Origin of the sequence: Streptomyces sp. NPDC005811 (assembly GCF_040630405.1) — a bacterium.
Classification (GTDB): domain Bacteria; phylum Actinomycetota; class Actinomycetes; order Streptomycetales; family Streptomycetaceae; genus Streptomyces.
This window is the reverse complement of the sequence record NZ_JBEXXK010000013.1, coordinates 175,002-192,420: the sequence shown is the minus strand read 5'-3', so window position 1 is coordinate 192,420 and position 17,419 is coordinate 175,002. Positions and strand designations below refer to the sequence as shown.

The window sequence follows — 17,419 nt, the reverse complement described above, 5'->3', positions numbered from 1 at the left end:
CCTGCACCCGGGCACTGACAATCGCTCCGACCTGCGGAGACGGCCGCGGCGACGCGGCATGGGCGGGGGCGGAGAATGGGGGCATGGCGGGTACTCGTGAGTCGGCCCGGCACTGGCGGTACGCGGAACTGCCCGGTGTCGATCTGCTGCGCGCCTCGTACGTCCGCAAGACGTTCCTGCGGCACACCCATGAGCACTTCGTGATCGCCGCCGTCGCCGAGGGGGCGGAGGTGTTCCGGCATCACGGGTCCGATGTGTACGTGGGGGCCGGCGCGCTGGCGCTGGTCAACCCCGACACCCCGCACACCGGGCGGGCCGGGGTTCCGGAGGGATGGCGGTACGGCGCCGTCTACCCGTTGCCCGGGCTGGTGGCGGAGATCGCGGCCGAGACGACGAGCCTGCGGGGCACGCCCGGGTTCGTGAGTCCGGTGCTGGAGGACGCGCGTGCCGCCGCGCTGGTGCACCAGGTGCTCCGGGCCGTCGACGAGGGCAACGCGCTCGCCGCCGACACCCTGCTGCGGGTCGCCGTGACGCGGTTGCTGCGGCTCAACGGCGGGTCGCTGCCGCAGCGGGAGGTGCGGACGGCCGGCGCGCGGATCGCGGCACGCGCGCGGGGGGTGCTGGAGGAACGGATGGCCGATCCGCCGACGCTGGAGCGGCTGGCGGGGGAGCTCGGGACCAGTTCCTTCGCGCTCCTGCGCGCCTTCCGGGACGCGTTCGGGATGCCGCCGCACGCGTGGCTCACCGATGCCCGGGTGCGGCGGGCCCGCCGGCTCCTGGACGGCGGCACCACTCCGGCCGAGGCCGCGATCACCGTGGGGTTCACCGATCAGCCGCACCTCAACCGCCACTTCGCCCGGATCGTGGGCGTGCCGCCGGGGGCGTACCAGCGCGAGCGCAAGAACGTACAAGACGTGCCGGGAGGCCTCCTCCTACCGTCGGACGCGTGGCAGAACAGACAGCTTTCTCAGACATACGCGCCGGCGGAGCCGGAAAACCGGATTCCGCCGTCGTCCGGGACGGACTGGGCGTCGGCGTCGCCGTAGGCCTGTCCGGGTTCGCCTTCGGGGTGACCGCGGCGGGCAGCGGGCTCACCGTGTGGCAGAGCTGTGCGCTGAGCCTCCTGGTGTTCACCGGCGCCTCCCAGTTCGCGCTCGTCGGCGCGCTGGCGGCGGGCGGCAACCCGCTCACCGCGGCCGCGGGCGCGTTCTTCCTGGGGGTGCGCAACGCGTTCTACGGTCTGCGGCTGTCCCAGGTGCTCGCCCTCCCGCGCGCGGTGCGCCCGCTGGCCGCCCAGTGGGTCATCGACGAGACGACGGCCGTGTCGCTGGCGCAGCCCGGGCGGCGCGCGGCCCGGATCGGCTTCACCGTCACCGGGGTGAGCCTGTACGTGCTGTGGAATCTCACGACCCTGCTGGGCGCCCTCGGGGCCGAGGCGATCGGGGACACCAACGCGTGGGGGCTCGACGCGGCCGGGCCCGCCGTCTTCCTGGCGCTGCTCGCGCCGATGCTGCGGACCGGCACCGAGCGGATCGTGGCCGGGCTCGCCGTCGTGCTGGGGCTCGGGCTGCTGCCGGTGGTGCCGGCCGGGGTGCCGGTGCTGGTGGCCGCGCTCGCCGCGCCCGCCGTGCTGTACCTGAAGGGGCGGCGACGTGACGAGGAGCGTGCGTGATGGGTGTCTGGATCGCGATCCTCGCCACCGCCGTGGGGTGTTACGCCGTCAAGCTCGCCGGGCTGCTCGTGCCCGACGGGGCGCTGGAACGCCCTGTCGTACGGCGGCTCGCCGCCCTGCTGCCCGTGGCTCTGCTGGCCGCTCTCACGGCCCAGCAGACCTTCGCCGACGGGCACGCGCTCGTGCTCGACGCCCGGGCCGCCGGGCTGGCGGCGGCCGCCGTGGCGCTGGTGCTGCGGGCGCCCTTCCTGATCGTCGTCGCGGCGGCCGTGGTGGTCACGGCCGGGGTGCGGGCCCTGGGCGGATGACGCCGGGGCCCGGGTGATCAGCCGATCGGGCGACCGTGGGCCCGCAGGGTGCGCAGGGCCTCGATCGTCACCATGGGGCGTGCCTCCAGGGCCGGGGCGGGCGCCCAGTGGCGCCAGCGGACCGGCCAGCCGCCGTCCTCCTGCTGCTCGCTCGCGAGGTGGTCCAGGGAGCGTGCCATCTCGTCGTCCGTGAACCACGCGCGCGCGAGGGAGCGCGGCGTACGCGCGAAGTCGTGCGGGAAGTGGTGCTCGCCGGGGGCGTATCCGGGCGCCACCGGGAACGCGTCCAGGTGGTCGGGGTCCAGCGCGGCCAGGCGCCGGTCGCGCACCAGGCGGCCCAGGCGGTCGGCGGCGGCCTCCGCGCGCGGGCGGTCGGGGGCGGAGTCCAGGAAGGCGACGGCGGCCTCGATCTCGTAGGGGTGGGACCGCTCCAGGGAGTCCACGGCCTGCCAGCAGAAGTCCGTGGCGCGGAACAGCCAGGCGTGCCACACGTCGTTGCGGTGCAGCAGGCCCACCACCGGGCCCGTGGCCAGCAGGTCGCTGGGCGGGTCGTCCACGATCGGGACGAAGGGGGCGGCGGGGTAGCCGCGCTGGCCGGGATCGATCGCGGGCAGCGCGCCGTCGGTGGTGGAGACCGCGGTGAGGTAGCGGCACACCCGCTCGACGCGCCGCCCGCCGAGCAGGCCGACGCGGTCCAGGACCCGCAGCGCGTGCGCGGTGTGCAGGGGCTGGCTCACCGGGCCCCGCAGATCGGGTTCGAGCGCGTGGCCGTAACCGCCGTCCTCGTTGCGGTAGGCGTCCAGCGCCGCCTCGACGGGATCGGCGCCGCCGTGCAGGAAGTCGTACGCGAAGAGGCGCTGTTCCAGCACGCGCGCGGTGAGCCAGACGAAGTGCTCGGCGCGGAAGAGCGGGGAACGCGCCGGGGGCGTCGGGGGGAGTGGGGATGCTCCGGTTTCGGCCATGGTCAGACCGTAGGGGGGAAAGCGGTCTCGGCAGGCGGTCCCGGCGGGGGGCACCCCCGGGGGCGGGATACTGGGGGCATGCGGTTGACGGTCTTCTGGCAGCGGATGGACGAGCATTTCGGCACGGGCTACGCCGAGACGTTCGCGCGTGATCACGTGATGACGGAACTCGGCGGGCGCACCGTGCAGGAGGCGCTGGCGGACGGCTGGGAGGCCAAGGACGTGTGGCGCGTGGTCTGCGTGGTGATGAACGTTCCCGCGGAGCTGCGCTGATCCACAGGGGAGATCACCCGGGGGTGCCGGAGTGTCGGTGCCGTAGGCGAGACTTGTGCCGTGGCACCCACTGACGAGACCGGGCAGGCGGCCCGGCACGCATCCCCGTCCGGCACGACGCCGCCGAACCGGCCGGCGGCCGACGGTGCCGTCGAGGCGGGGGAGCGCATGCCGCGCTGGCTCCCGCGCGCGATGGTCCTCGCGCTCGCGCTCATCGGGGTGTTCCAGCTGGGCACCTGGGCCTTCCACCAGGTCATCGGCCTGCTGCTCAACATCCTGATCGCGTTCTTCCTGGCCCTCGCGGTGGAACCGGCCGTGAGCCGGATGGCGGCCCGGGGGATGCGCAGGGGGTTCGCCACCTTCCTGGTCTTCTTCGGCCTGCTGATCATGGTCGCCGGGTTCTTCACCCTGCTCGGCTCGATGCTCGCGGGGCAGATCATCAAGATGATCGAGGGCTTCCCGGACTACCTCGACTCCGTGATCAACTGGGTCAACACCACGTTCCACACCGATCTCCGCCGCGTGGACATCCAGGAGGGGCTCCTCCACTCGGACTGGCTGCGGAAGTACGCCCAGAACAGCGCGGCCGGCGTCCTGGACGTCTCCACCCAGGTCCTGGGGGGCCTCTTCCGGCTGCTGACGATCGCCCTGTTCTCGTTCTACTTCGCCGCCGACGGACCGCGCCTGCGCCGCGCGCTCTGCTCCGTCCTGCCGCCCGCCAAGCAGACCGAGGTGCTGCGCGCGTGGGAGATCGCCGTCGCCAAGACCGGCGGGTACCTGTACTCCCGTGGGCTGATGGCGCTGATCTCGGGGGTCGCGCACTATGTACTGCTGGAGGCGCTCGGCATCCCGTACGCGCCCGTGCTCGCCGTGTGGGTGGGTGTGGTCTCGCAGTTCATCCCCACCATCGGCACCTATCTCGCGGGTGCCCTGCCCATGCTGATCGCGTTCACGGTCTCGCCGCTGTACGCGCTGTGGGTGCTGATCTTCGTCGTGGTCTACCAGCAGTTCGAGAACTACATGCTCCAGCCGAAGCTGACGTCCAAGACCGTCGACATCCATCCCGCGGTCGCCTTCGGCTCGGTCATCGCCGGCACCGCCCTCCTGGGTGCCATAGGCGCCCTGATAGCCATCCCGGCCGTCGCCACGCTCCAGGCGTTCCTGGGCGCGTACGTGAAGCGCTACGACGTCACCGACGACCCCCGTGTCCACGGTCACCGGGGCGGCGGCGACGGCGCAGGTCTGCTCGACCGCGCCCGGAGCCTGTGGGCGGGAGCGCGGGAGCGGCGCGGAGGCCGCTCGACCGGGAACTGAGGTTTCCGCCGGACCCGACGGCACACGCCGGAACTGCTCGATGCCCTCGCGTGGCACGCTTGACACGAAAATCGAACATACATTCTTATGGAGGCTCCGGCGAGGCTCGCGACGGGGGTTACATCCCGATTTGGACGGGGAAGTCCCTGAGTTATCCACAGGCTGGACCGGCGTCGGGGCGCATTGTCAGTGGCAGGCGTTAGCGTCTTTGACGTGAAGCGATCGACTCAAGCAAACCGGGTGGAACCCATGGCAGGAACCGACCGCGAGAAGGCCCTGGATGCCGCACTCGCACAGATTGAACGGCAATTCGGCAAGGGCGCGGTCATGCGCATGGGCGAGCGGTCGAGGGAGCCCATCGAGGTCATCCCGACCGGGTCGACCGCACTCGACGTGGCGCTCGGCGTCGGGGGCCTCCCGCGCGGCCGTGTCGTCGAGGTCTACGGTCCGGAGTCGTCCGGTAAGACGACCCTGACCCTGCACGCGGTGGCCAACGCCCAGAAGGCCGGCGGCCAGGTCGCCTTCGTGGACGCGGAGCACGCCCTCGACCCCGAGTACGCGAAGAAGCTCGGCGTCGACATCGACAACCTGATCCTCTCCCAGCCCGACAACGGCGAGCAGGCCCTGGAGATCGTGGACATGCTGGTCCGCTCCGGCGCCCTCGACCTCATCGTCATCGACTCCGTCGCCGCGCTCGTCCCGCGCGCGGAGATCGAGGGCGAGATGGGCGACAGCCACGTCGGCCTCCAGGCCCGGCTGATGAGCCAGGCGCTGCGGAAGATCACCAGCGCGCTCAACCAGTCCAAGACCACCGCGATCTTCATCAACCAGCTCCGCGAGAAGATCGGCGTGATGTTCGGCTCCCCGGAGACCACGACCGGTGGCCGCGCGCTGAAGTTCTACGCCTCGGTGCGACTCGACATCCGTCGCATCGAGACCCTGAAGGACGGCACGGACGCGGTCGGCAACCGCACCCGCGTCAAGGTCGTCAAGAACAAGGTCGCGCCGCCCTTCAAGCAGGCCGAGTTCGACATCCTCTACGGCCAGGGCATCAGCCGCGAAGGCGGTCTGATCGACATGGGCGTGGAGCACGGCTTCGTCCGCAAGGCCGGCGCCTGGTACACGTACGAGGGCGACCAGCTCGGCCAGGGCAAGGAGAACGCCCGCAACTTCCTGAAGGACAACCCCGACCTCGCCAACGAGATCGAGCGGAAGATCAAGGAGAAGCTGGGCGTCGGGGTCCGTCCCGAGGAGCCCGCCGTCGAGCCGGGCACGGACGCCGCGGCCACCCCGGGCGCGCCCGCGGACGACGCCAAGACGGTGCCGGCATCCGCTGCCAAGACCGCCGCCAAGACCAAGGCCGCGACCGTCAAGAGCTGATCCGTGACACGACGAACGGACTGGGCCGAGTACGACGCCCACCCCGGCACCCCCTGGGAGCCGGGGGGCGGGGACCACGGCGGTCCCGCACGGGGCGACGACGACCGGCCGGGTGACCTGCCGTACGGCGACGACGGCGCGCGGGGTGACGGCCCGCGCCGTGGTGGCCGCGCGGCCGGACGCGGCGGTGGCGAGGGCGGCCCGCGCGGCGGGCGCGGTCGTCGTCGCCGCGGCTTCGGGGAACCGTCCGCCGAGGACGGAGGCTCTTCTCCCTCGTCGAGGGTCGAGCGGGAAGAGTCTGCGGGGGACCCGGCTGAGCGGGCGCGGGCGATCTGTCTGCGCCTGCTCACCGGGACCCCGCGTACGCGCCGGCAACTCGCCGACGCCCTGCGCAAGCGGGAGATCCCGGACGATGTCGCCGAGGAGGTGCTCTCGCGGTTCGAGGAGGTCGGGCTGATCGACGACAGCGCGTTCGCGGACGCCTGGGTGGAGTCCCGGCACCACGGCCGGGGACTGGCCCGGCGCGCGCTCGCGCGGGAGCTGCGGACCAAGGGGGTCGACCCGACGCTGATCGACGAGGCCGTCGGCCGGCTCGACTCCGAGCGGGAGGAGGAGACCGCGCGCGACCTCGTCGCCCGCAAGCTCCGCTCGACCCGGGGCCTCGACCGCGACCGCCGGATCCGCCGCCTCGCGGGCATGCTCGCCCGCAAGGGCTACTCCGAGGGCATGGCCCTGCGGGTGGTGCGGCAGGCGCTGGAGGAAGAGGGGGAGGACACCGAGTTCCTCATGGAGGACGGGGGCTGACCCGGTGGGGTGGGGACAACCCCCCGCCGAGGACACCGGACCGCCCCAATGCACGGACAGCTGTGCACAGACGACTGTGTACGCATGCCCCCAGCGCTTCCCCCGCCCGTCGAGATCGGTGAACTCGCCGCGCTCAAGGCACTCGCCCAGCCGCGCCGCCAGCGCATGCTCGAACATCTGACGCTGCACGGCCCCGCCACCTCGGCGACCCTCGCCCGGGCCCTCGGCCTGAACACCGGATCCACCAGCTATCACCTGCGCGAACTGGCCCGATACGGCTTCGTCGAGGAGACCGGCGGGGAGCCGCCCGAGGCGCGCGGCGCGGCACCGTCCGCGCACCGGGAGCGCTGGTGGCGGGCGGTCCCCGGCGATCGTCGCTTCCCGCCGCGCAGCCGCCAGAGCCCCGAGCTGCGCCACGTCATGGACGAGCTGAACCACCATGCCTACGCCGCCGACCTCGACCTCTTCGAGCGGCTCCAGCGGGACGCGGCCGACGCCGACCCCTGGGCCGACGCCTTCCCCTACTCGCGCGGCACGATCCGGCTGACACTGCCCGAACTCCGGGAGTTCTTCGAGGAGTACATCGCCCTCCTCAACCGCTACAAGCGCCCCGAGGCCGAGACCCCGCCCGGCGCGCGGACCGTCCTCACCCGCCTGTTCGCCCACCCCGCGCCCGACCACCACAACCAGGCACACAACAGAAGAGAGAGCGGTCCCTCATGATGCTGCGCTACGCCCTGAAGACCGTCCGTGCCCGCAAGGCCGGCTTCCTCGGCGCCTTCCTCGCCCTCATGTGCGCGGCCGCCCTGATCACCGCGTGCGGCACCCTGCTGGAGACAGGACTGCGCGGCACCATCCGCACCGAGCGGTACGCGGCCACGCCGATCGTGGTCTCCGCCGACCAGAACGTCCACCGGACCACCGTCACCCACAAGCACGGCAAGACCAAGGTCAAACACAAGGCCAAACCGGTCGCCGAGCGCGCCTGGCTCCCCGCCGGCCTCGGGAAGACCCTCGCCGCCCTGCCCGGTGCCGCCCGGGTGGTCCCCGAACTCACCTTCCTCGCCGACCCCCTGACGCCGACGGGCACCGGGGACGCGGCCAGGCCCGGCTACGGGCACGCCTGGGACTCCGCCGCACTGACGCCGTACCGCCTCACCGCGGGCGCCGCCCCCACGCAGCCGACCGACGTCGTCGTCGACCGCGACCTCGCCCGGCGCGCCCACCTCGCACCCGGCGACCGCCTCACCGTCCAGTCGACACAGGCCCCGCGCACCTACCGCGTCACCGGGATCGCGGCACCCGCCACGGCCGTACGCCACCAGACCTCCCTCTTCTTCTCCGCCGAGGAGGCCCGGCGCCTCGCCGCGCACCCCGGCCAGGTCACCGCGTTCGGGGTGCTGCCGAGGACGGGCACCGACCCGGAGCGGCTGCGGCAGGCCGTGGTCGCGGCGCTGCACGGCACCGGAGCACAGGTCGGCACCGGTGACGCCCGCGGCCCCGTCGAGTTCCTGGACGCCGCCGCGGCCCGCACCAGGCTCGTCAGCATGGGCGGCGCGATGGGTGGCACCTCCCTGCTGGTCGCGGTCCTCGTGGTCGTCGGGACCTTCGCGCTCTCCGTCCAGCAGCGCCACCGCGAACTCGCCCTGCTGCGGGCCGTCGCCGCCACCTCCGGACAGATCCGCAGGCTCCTCGGCCGCGAGGCCCTGATCGTCGGAGCGGCCGCCGGCACGGTCGGGGCAGGTCTCGGACTGGTGCTGGGCGACCGGCTGTACGACAGGTTCGTCGCCCTCGGCGCCGTGCCCGCCACGCTCCAGCACACCTCCGGTGTCCTCCCGCCGTTCGCCGCCGTCGCCGCCACCCTGTTCGGGGCCTGGGCCGCCGCCCGTATCGCCTCCCGCCGGGTGGCCCGGATCCGCCCCGCCGAGGCGCTCGCCGAGGCCCGGACCGAACGCACCCGACCGGCCTGGGGCCGGCTCCTCGCCGGTCTGCTGCTGCTCGCCGGCGGCGCCGTGCTCGTCGCGGTACTCACCGCCCTGCGGACCGAACCCGCGTCGACACCCGTCACCTTCCTCGCCGTCGTCGTCCTGTCCACCTCCGTCGCCCTGCTCGGGCCGCTCCTGGTCAAAGCGGCCGCGCTGCTGCTGTCCGGCCCGCTGCGGCTGACCGGCCACGGCGGCAGGCTCGCCACCGCCAACCTCCGCGGCAACGCCGCCCGGATGGCCTCCGTCGTCACCCCTCTCACCCTGCTCGTCGGCATGACCTGCACCGTGCTGTTCGTCCAGCCCACCCTCGGCGACGCGGCGCGTGCCCAGGCCCGCGAGGGTGTCCGCGCCGACTGGGTCGTCGCCTCCCGGGGACCCGGCGTCCCGGCCGAGGCGGCACGGCGGCTCCGGACGGGAGGCGACGCCGTCACCGAGGTCGTCCGGACCACTGTCAGGGTCGGCCTCGACAAGTACGCGGCACAGGGCGTCACCCCGGCCGGACTCGCCCGCACCTGGGATCCCGACGTCACCGCCGGTTCCCTCTCCGGGCTCACCGAGAACACCGTCGCCGTCAGCGAACTGGCCGCGGACCAGCTCCGCCTGACACCCGGGAGCACCCTGGGACTCACGCTCGGCGACGGCACGCCCGCCACCCTCACCGTCGCCGCCGTCTACGCCAGAGGCCTCGGTTTCGGAGACCTCACTTTCGCGCACGACCTCCTCGCCCGCCACGTCGACAACCCGCTCGCCTCCTCCCTCCTCGTCAGCACGGACCGCACACAGACACAACTCGCGACTACACTCCGTAAGTTCCCGGGACTCACGGTGATGTCCCCGGCCGTCGCCGACTCGCTCCAGGCCGAGCGGCAGCAGGCGAACGCGGAGGTCAATCTGCTCGCGATGGGGCTCGTCCTCGCCTTCACGGCGATCGCCGTGGTCAACACCCTGGCGATGTCGGTCTCCGAACGCGTCCGGGAGTTCGCGCTGCTGCGCCTCGCGGGGGCGACCCGCCGTCAGGTGCTGCGCATGCTGCGCACCGAGGCCCTGTCGGTGCTCCTGCTGGCCACGACCCTGGGCAGCGCCATCGCCCTGGCGGTCCTCACCGCGTTCAGCCTCGGGATGACCGGTCGCGCGGCACCGGTGGTCACACCGCTCGTGTACGCGGTCGTGGTCGGCGTGGCCGCCCTGCTCGCCCTCGTGGCGACCGCCCTGCCCGGCCGGGTGGCCCTGCGGTTCCGTGCGGTGACGGTGGCCACGGCCAAGGAGTGACATCGCGGGGCAGCTGCCGGAGAGCGGCGGACGGGGGGGGGGGGGGGGGCGGCCGAGGGACCCGGCGGGGGACCGGCCCGCGCGCCGGGGCTACGGCGTCACCGGCAGTCCGGCCGCCTTCCAGGCCTGGAAGCCGCCGATCAGGTCGGTGGCCCGGTACAGCCCGAGCTGGTGCAGGGAGGCGGCCGCCAGGCTCGACGCGTACCCCTCGTTGCAGATCACGACGACCCGGAGGGCGTGGTCCGTGGCCTCGGGGAGGCGGTGACTGCCCTGCGGGTCGAGCCGCCACTCCAGTTCATTGCGCTCGACCACCACGGCCCCGGGGATCAGACCGTCCCGCTCGCGCAGGGCCGCGTACCGGATGTCGACGAGCAGCGCCTCACCCGCGCGGGCGGCCTCGTACGCCTCGTGGGCCTCCACGCGCGCGTACCCCGCACGCACCCGGTCGAGCAACTCGTCTATGCCGAGCGGGCCGTCGGCGCTCACTGCCAGTCCTCCGGGCGCTCGACCTGCTCCAGGCGGAGCACCTGCCCCGTGCGGCTGAACCGGCGGATGCGCGGCAGCGGCGGGTAGTAGGCGTGGACCGAGACGGCGTGCTCCTCGCCGGACTCGTTGAGCACCTCGTGGACGTGATGGCGGCCGAAGGAGCGGCCCCGGCCGGCGGGCAGGGCGCGTTCCCGGTCCACGCCCTCGGTCAGCTCCAGGGTCTTCCAGCCGTCGGTGGGCAGCCGCGCGGCGAGCGAGTACTCCTTGAGCTCGCCCCGGGCGGTGACGAAGGCGCCCACCGAGTCGGCGTGGTCGTGCCAGCCGGTGCCGGTGCCGGGCGGCCAGCCGATCAGCCATGCCTCACTGCCACCGGGCCCCTCCAGGCGCACCCAGGTGCGGCCCTCGGGGTCGAGCGGGAGGGAGGCGACCAGCTCGGTGTCGGCGGCCGTGCGCCGGACGAAGTCGAGGAGGTCCGCCTGGGTGGGCGCGGCCTGTGCGGGGGCCGCACCGGAGGCCGCACCGGGGGACACGACGGGGGAGACAGACACGGACACCGTCCTGGGAACGTTCGCTGGAGCGTGCGACGGCGCGTGGGCGCACAGGCGCCTCGGCGGCGCACGCCGGGGAAAGAAGGGGAGGCGAGTTCAGCAGGAGGGGCGACACACGCAGCCCGCATAGCGGACGAGGTCCATATGGACCCTCCGCCACAGGCGCACATCGGTGTCGGTCACGATCCGGAGTACACCACGCCGGTGGAGGCCGGTCAACTCACTGTCACCATGCGGACAGCACAGTGACAGTGAGTTCGGTCGACCGTCCGGTCGACCGTCTATTGCGCCGCCGACCCCGCCGTCGCCTCCTCCGTCGCCTTTCCGCCCACCGCCGCCTCGGCCGCCGCGTACAGGTCGGCCGGGTGCACCCCGTTCAGCGCGGTGACCAGGTGACCGTCGGGCCGTACCAGCAGCACGGTGTGGGCGGCGGCGCCCGGGTAGCTCTCGGCCACGAGCAGCTCGGCCGGGGCCGGCAGGGCCGTCACCGCGCCGGCCAGCCGGGGCATCAGCCCGGCGCCCACCCAGTGGCGGCGCTCCCACACCCCCGTCCCGGGCGCGATCAGCAGGACGAGCAGCCTGCCCCGGCCGAGCCGGTCCCGCAGCTGGACGAAGGAGCCGTCCTCGGCGGTCACCCGTACGTCCTCGACCGCCGAGCCGAGGGGCGTGTCCACCGGCACCTCCGCCTCCAGATGCTGCGGCGCGAGCGGCGAGCCGGCGTAGCCGCCCGGTGCGCCGAGCTGGCCGCGCCCCAGGTGGCCGTCGGAGAGCAGGACGTCGTGGCCACGGGCCGCGCCGGGGACGTACGACCTTATGCCGCCGCTCCCGCGCAGCAGCGGAAGCACCTGGTCGGCCGCGCGCAGCCGGGCCGCGACCACCGCGCGGCGCTCGCTCTGGTAGCTGTCGAGCAGTGCCTCGTGCGGGCCGTGGTGCCAGGCCAGGCCCAGCTTCCAGGCGAGGTTGTCGGCGTCCCGCAGTCCTTCGTCGAGCCCCTGGGTGCCGAGGGCGCCCAGCAGGTGCGCGGCGTCCCCGGCGAGCAGGATCCGGCCCACGCGCCAGCGGCGGGCGAGCCGGTGGTGGACGGTGTGCACGCCGGTGTCGAGCAGCTCGTACTCCGGTGTCGGGCCCTCGTTCCAGCCGGCCAGGGTCTCGCGGACGCGGGCCACCAGCAGCTCGGGGGTGACCAGGTCCTTCCCGGGCGGGAGCAGCCAGTCCAGGCGCCAGACGCCGTCCGGCAGCGGGCGTCCGGTGATCTCCCCGGCGGAGGGACCGGACGAACGCCACGGCGGTGTCCGGTGGAGCAACGCCTCGCCGTCCCACAGAAGGTCCACGCGCAGGGCGGCCACGGCGTGTCGCTCCACCGCCGTACGACCGGGGAAGCGGATGTCGAGGAGTTTGCGGACCGTGGAGCGGGGGCCGTCGCAGCCGATCAGATAGCTGCCGCGCCACCAGGTGCCCGCGGCGCCGCGGGTGTGGGCGGTGACACCGGAAGGTTCTTGCTCGACCGAGTCCAGTCGGCTGTCCACGGTGATCCTGGCCAGCGGCTCGCGCGCGAGGGCGGTGCGCAGGGCGCCCGTCAGCACGTGCTGGGCGATGTGCAGCGGGCCGGGTTCGCCCTGGTCGCCCTCGCCGAACACGACCTCGTTCGTCACCTGCCGGCGCCGCATCGAACGCCATCCCGACCAGCGCGTCCCCGCCTTGTCCAGGGGCACCCCGGTGAGCCGCTCCACGAGGGCGGCGGTGTCCTCGCGCAGCACGACGGTGCGCGCGAGCCGCGGTTCGTCCTTGCCGGGACCCTCGTCGAGCACGACCGAGGGCACCTCCTGGCGGGCCAGGGCCAGGGCGAGCGTGAGGCCGACCGGCCCCGCTCCGACGATGATCACCGGGTCCACGGCGTGGCGCTCCCTGCCTTCGACGGTGTCCTCGGGGACGAGAGTGAACAACAGGTTGGAGCAGGGTGCACGATCACAGAACGTATGCAACCCATTGTCGTTGTTTGCGTCAAGCGACGAAAGGCAGTGGCGCTCGGGCCACTGCCTTCCGGACACATCGATCGACGTGAGTGGGCGTCAGATGCTGCCTCCGGCACCGGTGCCGAAGGTGCCGCCGACCTCGGCCGCGTTGAGGTCGTCCACCTTCTCCGCGCCGAGCACCGCGCCGGTGCTGCGCTTGCTGCGCCGCAGTCGTCGCTCCAGCCAGCTCGCGAAGCTGGTGAGTATGAAGTTGAGGACGATGAACATGACCGCGACCACGATGAAGCTCGGGATCACGTTTGCGTAGTTGGCGGCGAGCGTGCCCCGAGAGTTGAGCAGCTCGGTGAATCCGATCATCACACCGCCGAGTGCGGTGTCCTTCACGATGACCACCAACTGGCTGACGATCGCCGGGAGCATCACGGTGACCGCCTGCGGCAGCAGGATGCTGCCCATCGTCTGCCCCTTGCGCAGACCGATGGCGTACGCCGCCTCCGTCTGGCCCTTCGGCAGGGCCAGGATGCCGGCCCGTACGACCTCGGCGAGCACCGCCGCGTTGTAGAGGACCAGGCCCGTGACGACGGCGTAGAGCGGCCGGTCCTCGCTGGTGACATTGGTGGAGCGGGCGTAGAACTCATTGGCGAACAGCATGAGCAGCAGTACCGGGATGGCGCGGAAGAACTCCACCACCGTGCCGGCCACGCCCCGCACCCACCGGTGGTCGGACAGCCGGGCGATGCCGAAGACCGCGCCCAGCGGAAGGGCTATCACCACGGCCAGCGCCGCGGCCTTCAGCGTGTTGACGAGACCGGGAAGCAGATACGTCGTCCAGGCCTCGGACTCGGTGAACGGCTTCCACTGGGCGGACGTCAGGAGGTCCTTCTCGTCCATCTTCGCCCACACCCACCACAGGAGCAGGAGGACGAGGGCGGAGAAGACCACCGAGAGCAGGAGGTTGCGCCGCTTGGCGCGGGACCCGGGGGTGTCGTACAGGACCGAACTCATCGCTTCACCGCCAGTCGCTTGCCCAGCCAGCCGAGGATCAGGCCGGTCGGCAGGGTCAGTACCACGAACCCGAACGCGAAGACCGCGCCGATGAGCAGCGTCTGCGCCTCGTTCTCGATCATCGTCTTCATCAGGTAGGCGGCCTCGGCGACGCCGATGGCGGCCGCCACCGTGGTGTTCTTGGTCAGGGCGATCAGGACGTTCGCCAGCGGGCCGATGACGGCACGGAAGGCCTGCGGCAGGACGATGAGCCGCAGGGTCTGGGTGAAGCTGAGCCCGATGGCCCGGGCGGCCTCCGCCTGGCCGACCGGCACCGTGTTGATGCCGGAGCGCAGCGCCTCGCAGACGAAGGCCGCGGTGTAGGCGACCAGGCCGAGGACGGCCAGACGGAAACCCTGGGCCTTGAAGTCGTCGGCCCCCAGGGTCACGTGGAAAACGTCGGCGAGGCCGGCCGAACAGAAGAGGATGATGACCGTCAGGGGGATGTTCCGGACGATGTTGACGTAGGCGGTGCCGAAGCCGCGCATCAGCGGGACCGGGCTGACCCTCATCGCGGCCAGCAGGGTGCCCCAGACCAGGGACCCCACGCCGGAGAGGGCGGTGAGTTTCACCGTCATCCAGAACGCCCCGAGGACGTCGTAACCTTCAAGAAAGTCGAACACGATCTCCCGCGCTTCCGGGTGGGTGGCGTATGAGGAGGGCGGGGCGCGCCGCCGCCGTGATCGCGACGGACGGCGGCGCACCGCAGAATTCCCGCTGGGCGGTGACTAGGAGGCGTTCGGGACGATCACGCCGATCTTCGGGGCCGGCTCGTTCTTGTAGTTCGCCGGGCCGAAGTTGGCGGAGACCGCCTTGTCCCAGGAACCGTCGCTGACCATCTTCTCCAGCGCCTTGTTGATCTTGTCGACGGTCGCGGTGTCGCCCTTCTTGACGCCGATGCCGTAGTTCTCGTTGCTGAGCTTCAGGCCCGCCAGCTTGAACTTGCCCTTGTACTGGTCCTGGGAGGCGAAGCCGGCGAGGATCGAGTCGTCGGTGGTGACCGCGTCCACGGCGCCGTTCTGGAGCGCGGAGACGCACTCGGAGTAGGTGGGGTACTCCTTCAGGTCCGCCTTCGGGGCGATCGACTTCTGCACGTTCTGCGCGGAGGTCGATCCGGTCACGGAACACAGCTTCTTGCCGTTGAGGTCCGTGCCCTTGGCGATGGTCGAGTCGGTCTTGATCAGCAGGTCCTGGTGGGCCAGCAGGTACGGCCCCGCGAAGTCGACCTTCTGCTTGCGCTCGTCGGTGATCGAGTAGGTCGCGGCGATGAACTTGACGTCTCCGCGCGCGAGGGCGTTCTCGCGGTCGGCGCTCTTGGTCTCCACGAACTCGATCTTGTCCGCGTCGTAGCCGAGCTGCTTGGCGACGTAGGTGGCGACATCCACGTCGAAGCCGGCGAAGGAGCCGTCGGGCTTCTTCAGGCCCAGGCCGGGCTGGTCGTACTTGATGCCGATCTTGATCGTGCCGCCGCCGCCCCCGCTGGAGCTGCTGCCCGTGTCGTCCTTCTTGTCGCTGCCGCACGCGGTGGCGGACAGCGCGAGGGCGAGCACGACGGCCGAGGCGGCGGTGACCTTGCGAATCTTCATGGCTACTTCCTTGGGGAGTAATGAATGAAGGGCTGAGGGCGGTGCGGGTCCGACGGTTCAGTGGTGCAGGATCTTCGACAGGAAGTCCTTGGCACGGTCACTGCGCGGGTTGCTGAAGAACTGCTCGGGTGCGGCTTCCTCGACGATGCGGCCGTCGGCCATGAAGACCACACGGTTCGCGGCCGATCGTGCGAAGCCCATCTCATGGGTGACGACGATCATGGTCATGCCCTCCCGGGCGAGCTGCTGCATGACCTCCAGGACCTCGTTGATCATCTCCGGGTCGAGGGCCGAGGTCGGCTCGTCGAAGAGCATCACCTTGGGGTCCATGGCCAGCGCCCGGGCGATGGCGACACGCTGCTGCTGACCGCCCGAGAGCTGGGCCGGGTACTTGTCCGCCTGGGTACCCACTCCGACGCGGTCCAGCAGGGCGCGGGCCTTGTCCTCGGCCTGCTTCTTGTCGGTCTTGCGCACCTTGATCTGGCCGAGCATCACGTTCTCGAGCACGGTCTTGTGCGCGAACAGGTTGAACGACTGGAACACCATGCCGACGTCGGCCCGCAGCCGCGCCAGCGCCTTGCCCTCCTGGGGCAGCGGCTTCCCGTCGATCGTGATCGTGCCGTCGTCGATCGTCTCGAGACGGTTGATGGTGCGGCACAGGGTCGACTTCCCGGACCCGGAGGGCCCGATGACCACGACGACCTCACCACGGGTGATCGTCAGATCGATGTCCTGGAGCACGTGCAAGGCGCCGAAGTGCTTGTTGACGCTCTTCAGGACGACGAGATCGCCGCCGGGCGGGACCGCGTCTTGCTTGGTCACCGATACTTCGGTCATCGCTCTCAGGCTCCGTCCACCTCGGTTTCGGAGGACAGTAGTAACCGGCCGCGACCAGCGTCATTACATCTGAGGGGAATCTGAGCATCACGATCCGATAGCAATCGGACACGTGTCGTAGCACTTGCGACCTGCGTGCGTATCGGGCGGGTAACGGAAGTCCCCTGCAACCGGAACCCACTTGACGGCGTCCTCGTCCATCAGCGTGACTGCATGGTGCGCACGCGCGGGTGCCCGCGTTTTGTACACAAACAGACCAAACGGCCGATGAATCGGAGGGGGCCGGGATGAGACTGCTCCTCGTCGAGGACGACAACCATGTCGCCGCCGCACTGTCCGCGGTCCTCAAGCGGCACGGTTTCGACGTCACGCACGCCCGCAACGGCGAGGAGGCGCTCCAGGCGCTCGTTCCCGAAGGCCCCGGCTTCGGAGTCGTCCTGCTCGACCTCGGCCTGCCCGACCAGGACGGCTACGAGGTCTGCGGCAAGATCCGCAAGCGCACCGCCACCCCGGTGATCATGGTGACGGCCCGTTCCGACGTGCGCTCCCGCATCCACGGCCTCAACCTGGGCGCCGACGACTACGTGGTGAAGCCGTACGACACCGGGGAGTTGCTCGCCCGGATCCACGCCGTCAGCCGGCGCACCGTCCACGAGGAGGCGGGCACGGCCGCCGAGGACGCGCTGCGGCTCGGACCCGTGCAGATCGAGCTGCCCACCCGGCGTGTCACCGTGGACGGCACGGTCGTCCAGCTCACCCGGAAGGAGTTCGACCTGCTCGCGCTGCTCGCCCAGCGGCCCGGTGTCGTCTTCCGCCGGGAACAGATCATCAGCGAGGTGTGGCGCACCAGCTGGGAGGGGACCGGGCGCACCCTGGAGGTGCACGTCGCCTCCCTGCGCGCCAAGCTGCGCATGCCCGCCCTGATCGAGACCGTACGCGGCGTCGGGTACCGGCTCGTCGCCCCGGCCGGGTAGCGGG

The 17,419-nt window shown here is 71.9% G+C and carries 19 protein-coding genes; 10 read left to right on the top strand and 9 right to left on the bottom strand.

All coding sequences use genetic code 11. The features are described from left to right. Positions 1 to 83 precede the first annotated feature (83 nt). The 3 genes from ABZ490_RS16540 to ABZ490_RS16530 are packed head-to-tail and all read left to right on the top strand — an operon-like array spanning position 84 to position 1,980. The gene (locus ABZ490_RS16540) at positions 84 to 1,046 is read left to right on the top strand and encodes an AraC family transcriptional regulator (RefSeq protein WP_358989861.1); all 963 of its coding nucleotides are present in this window, start codon (positions 84 to 86) and stop codon (positions 1,044 to 1,046) included. Beyond that, positions 947 to 1,672 (top strand): AzlC family ABC transporter permease, encoded by a 726-nt coding sequence (locus ABZ490_RS16535; RefSeq protein WP_358989859.1) that lies wholly within the window; start codon positions 947 to 949, stop codon positions 1,670 to 1,672. Before ABZ490_RS16540 ends, ABZ490_RS16535 begins: the two co-directional genes overlap by 100 nt. Beyond that, positions 1,672 to 1,980 (top strand): AzlD domain-containing protein, encoded by a 309-nt coding sequence (locus ABZ490_RS16530; RefSeq protein ID WP_358989857.1) that lies wholly within the window; start codon positions 1,672 to 1,674, stop codon positions 1,978 to 1,980. The genes ABZ490_RS16535 and ABZ490_RS16530 overlap by 1 nt, the downstream gene beginning before the upstream one ends. A 17-nt stretch (positions 1,981 to 1,997) precedes the next feature. Here ABZ490_RS16530 and ABZ490_RS16525 read toward each other — a convergent pair whose 3' ends face one another. Next, complete coding sequence (locus ABZ490_RS16525; protein ID WP_358989855.1) at positions 1,998 to 2,942, bottom strand: hypothetical protein; 945 nt, start codon at positions 2,940 to 2,942, stop codon at positions 1,998 to 2,000. A 78-nt stretch (positions 2,943 to 3,020) separates the two neighbouring features. On the opposite strand from ABZ490_RS16525, the gene ABZ490_RS16520 reads away from it, so the two are divergent. The 6 genes from ABZ490_RS16520 to ABZ490_RS16495 all read left to right on the top strand — a co-directional run bounded on the left by ABZ490_RS16520 (position 3,021) and on the right by ABZ490_RS16495 (position 9,967). Next, positions 3,021 to 3,215: a DUF3046 domain-containing protein gene (locus tag ABZ490_RS16520; RefSeq protein WP_358989854.1), complete on the top strand. Its 195-nt coding sequence runs from the start codon at positions 3,021 to 3,023 to the stop codon at positions 3,213 to 3,215. A gap of 60 nt (positions 3,216 to 3,275) precedes the next feature. Beyond that, on the top strand, positions 3,276 to 4,529 hold the full coding sequence (locus tag ABZ490_RS16515) for an AI-2E family transporter (RefSeq protein ID WP_358989852.1): 1,254 nt from the start codon (positions 3,276 to 3,278) through the stop codon (positions 4,527 to 4,529). Between the two features lie 249 nt (positions 4,530 to 4,778). Then, positions 4,779 to 5,909 carry a recombinase RecA gene (recA, locus tag ABZ490_RS16510; protein WP_358989850.1) on the top strand — a complete coding sequence of 377 codons (1,131 nt, stop codon included), beginning with the start codon at positions 4,779 to 4,781 and terminating at the stop codon, positions 5,907 to 5,909. Positions 5,910 to 5,912: 3 nt separating this feature from the next. Further along, the gene (gene recX / locus ABZ490_RS16505; protein ID WP_358989848.1) at positions 5,913 to 6,713 is read left to right on the top strand and encodes a recombination regulator RecX; all 801 of its coding nucleotides are present in this window, start codon (positions 5,913 to 5,915) and stop codon (positions 6,711 to 6,713) included. A gap of 84 nt (positions 6,714 to 6,797) precedes the next feature. Then, complete coding sequence (locus ABZ490_RS16500) at positions 6,798 to 7,436, top strand: helix-turn-helix domain-containing protein (RefSeq protein ID WP_358989846.1); 639 nt, start codon at positions 6,798 to 6,800, stop codon at positions 7,434 to 7,436. After that, complete coding sequence (locus ABZ490_RS16495; protein ID WP_358989845.1) at positions 7,433 to 9,967, top strand: FtsX-like permease family protein; 2,535 nt, start codon at positions 7,433 to 7,435, stop codon at positions 9,965 to 9,967. Before ABZ490_RS16500 ends, ABZ490_RS16495 begins: the two co-directional genes overlap by 4 nt. A 90-nt stretch (positions 9,968 to 10,057) precedes the next feature. On the opposite strand, the gene ABZ490_RS16490 is transcribed toward ABZ490_RS16495, so the two are convergent. From ABZ490_RS16490 to ABZ490_RS16455, 8 genes are all read right to left on the bottom strand, one after another. After that, complete coding sequence (locus ABZ490_RS16490) at positions 10,058 to 10,453, bottom strand: rhodanese-like domain-containing protein (RefSeq protein ID WP_358989843.1); 396 nt, start codon at positions 10,451 to 10,453, stop codon at positions 10,058 to 10,060. After that, positions 10,450 to 10,983, bottom strand: coding sequence for a cysteine dioxygenase (locus ABZ490_RS16485; protein ID WP_358989915.1), 534 nt, complete (start codon positions 10,981 to 10,983; stop codon positions 10,450 to 10,452). Before ABZ490_RS16485 ends, ABZ490_RS16490 begins: the two co-directional genes overlap by 4 nt. A gap of 114 nt (positions 10,984 to 11,097) precedes the next feature. After that, on the bottom strand, positions 11,098 to 11,169 hold the full coding sequence (locus tag ABZ490_RS16480) for a putative leader peptide (RefSeq protein ID WP_309544753.1): 72 nt from the start codon (positions 11,167 to 11,169) through the stop codon (positions 11,098 to 11,100). Between the two features lie 113 nt (positions 11,170 to 11,282). After that, positions 11,283 to 12,893, bottom strand: a complete 1,611-nt coding sequence (locus tag ABZ490_RS16475) for an FAD-dependent monooxygenase (RefSeq protein ID WP_358989912.1) — start codon at positions 12,891 to 12,893, stop codon at positions 11,283 to 11,285. 177 nt (positions 12,894 to 13,070) lie between these two features. After that, positions 13,071 to 13,979 (bottom strand): amino acid ABC transporter permease, encoded by a 909-nt coding sequence (locus tag ABZ490_RS16470; protein ID WP_358989841.1) that lies wholly within the window; start codon positions 13,977 to 13,979, stop codon positions 13,071 to 13,073. Then, a complete protein-coding gene (locus ABZ490_RS16465; RefSeq protein ID WP_358989839.1) occupies positions 13,976 to 14,641 on the bottom strand; it encodes an amino acid ABC transporter permease in 666 nt (221 codons plus the stop codon). Before ABZ490_RS16465 ends, ABZ490_RS16470 begins: the two co-directional genes overlap by 4 nt. 105 nt (positions 14,642 to 14,746) lie before the next feature. Then, a complete protein-coding gene (locus ABZ490_RS16460; RefSeq protein WP_358989837.1) occupies positions 14,747 to 15,604 on the bottom strand; it encodes a glutamate ABC transporter substrate-binding protein in 858 nt (285 codons plus the stop codon). Between the two features lie 57 nt (positions 15,605 to 15,661). Continuing rightward, the gene (locus ABZ490_RS16455; protein ID WP_358989835.1) at positions 15,662 to 16,441 is read right to left on the bottom strand and encodes an amino acid ABC transporter ATP-binding protein; all 780 of its coding nucleotides are present in this window, start codon (positions 16,439 to 16,441) and stop codon (positions 15,662 to 15,664) included. A 287-nt stretch (positions 16,442 to 16,728) separates the two neighbouring features. On the opposite strand from ABZ490_RS16455, the gene ABZ490_RS16450 reads away from it, so the two are divergent. Then, complete coding sequence (locus tag ABZ490_RS16450; protein ID WP_358989833.1) at positions 16,729 to 17,415, top strand: response regulator transcription factor; 687 nt, start codon at positions 16,729 to 16,731, stop codon at positions 17,413 to 17,415. Positions 17,416 to 17,419: the final 4 nt, after the last annotated feature.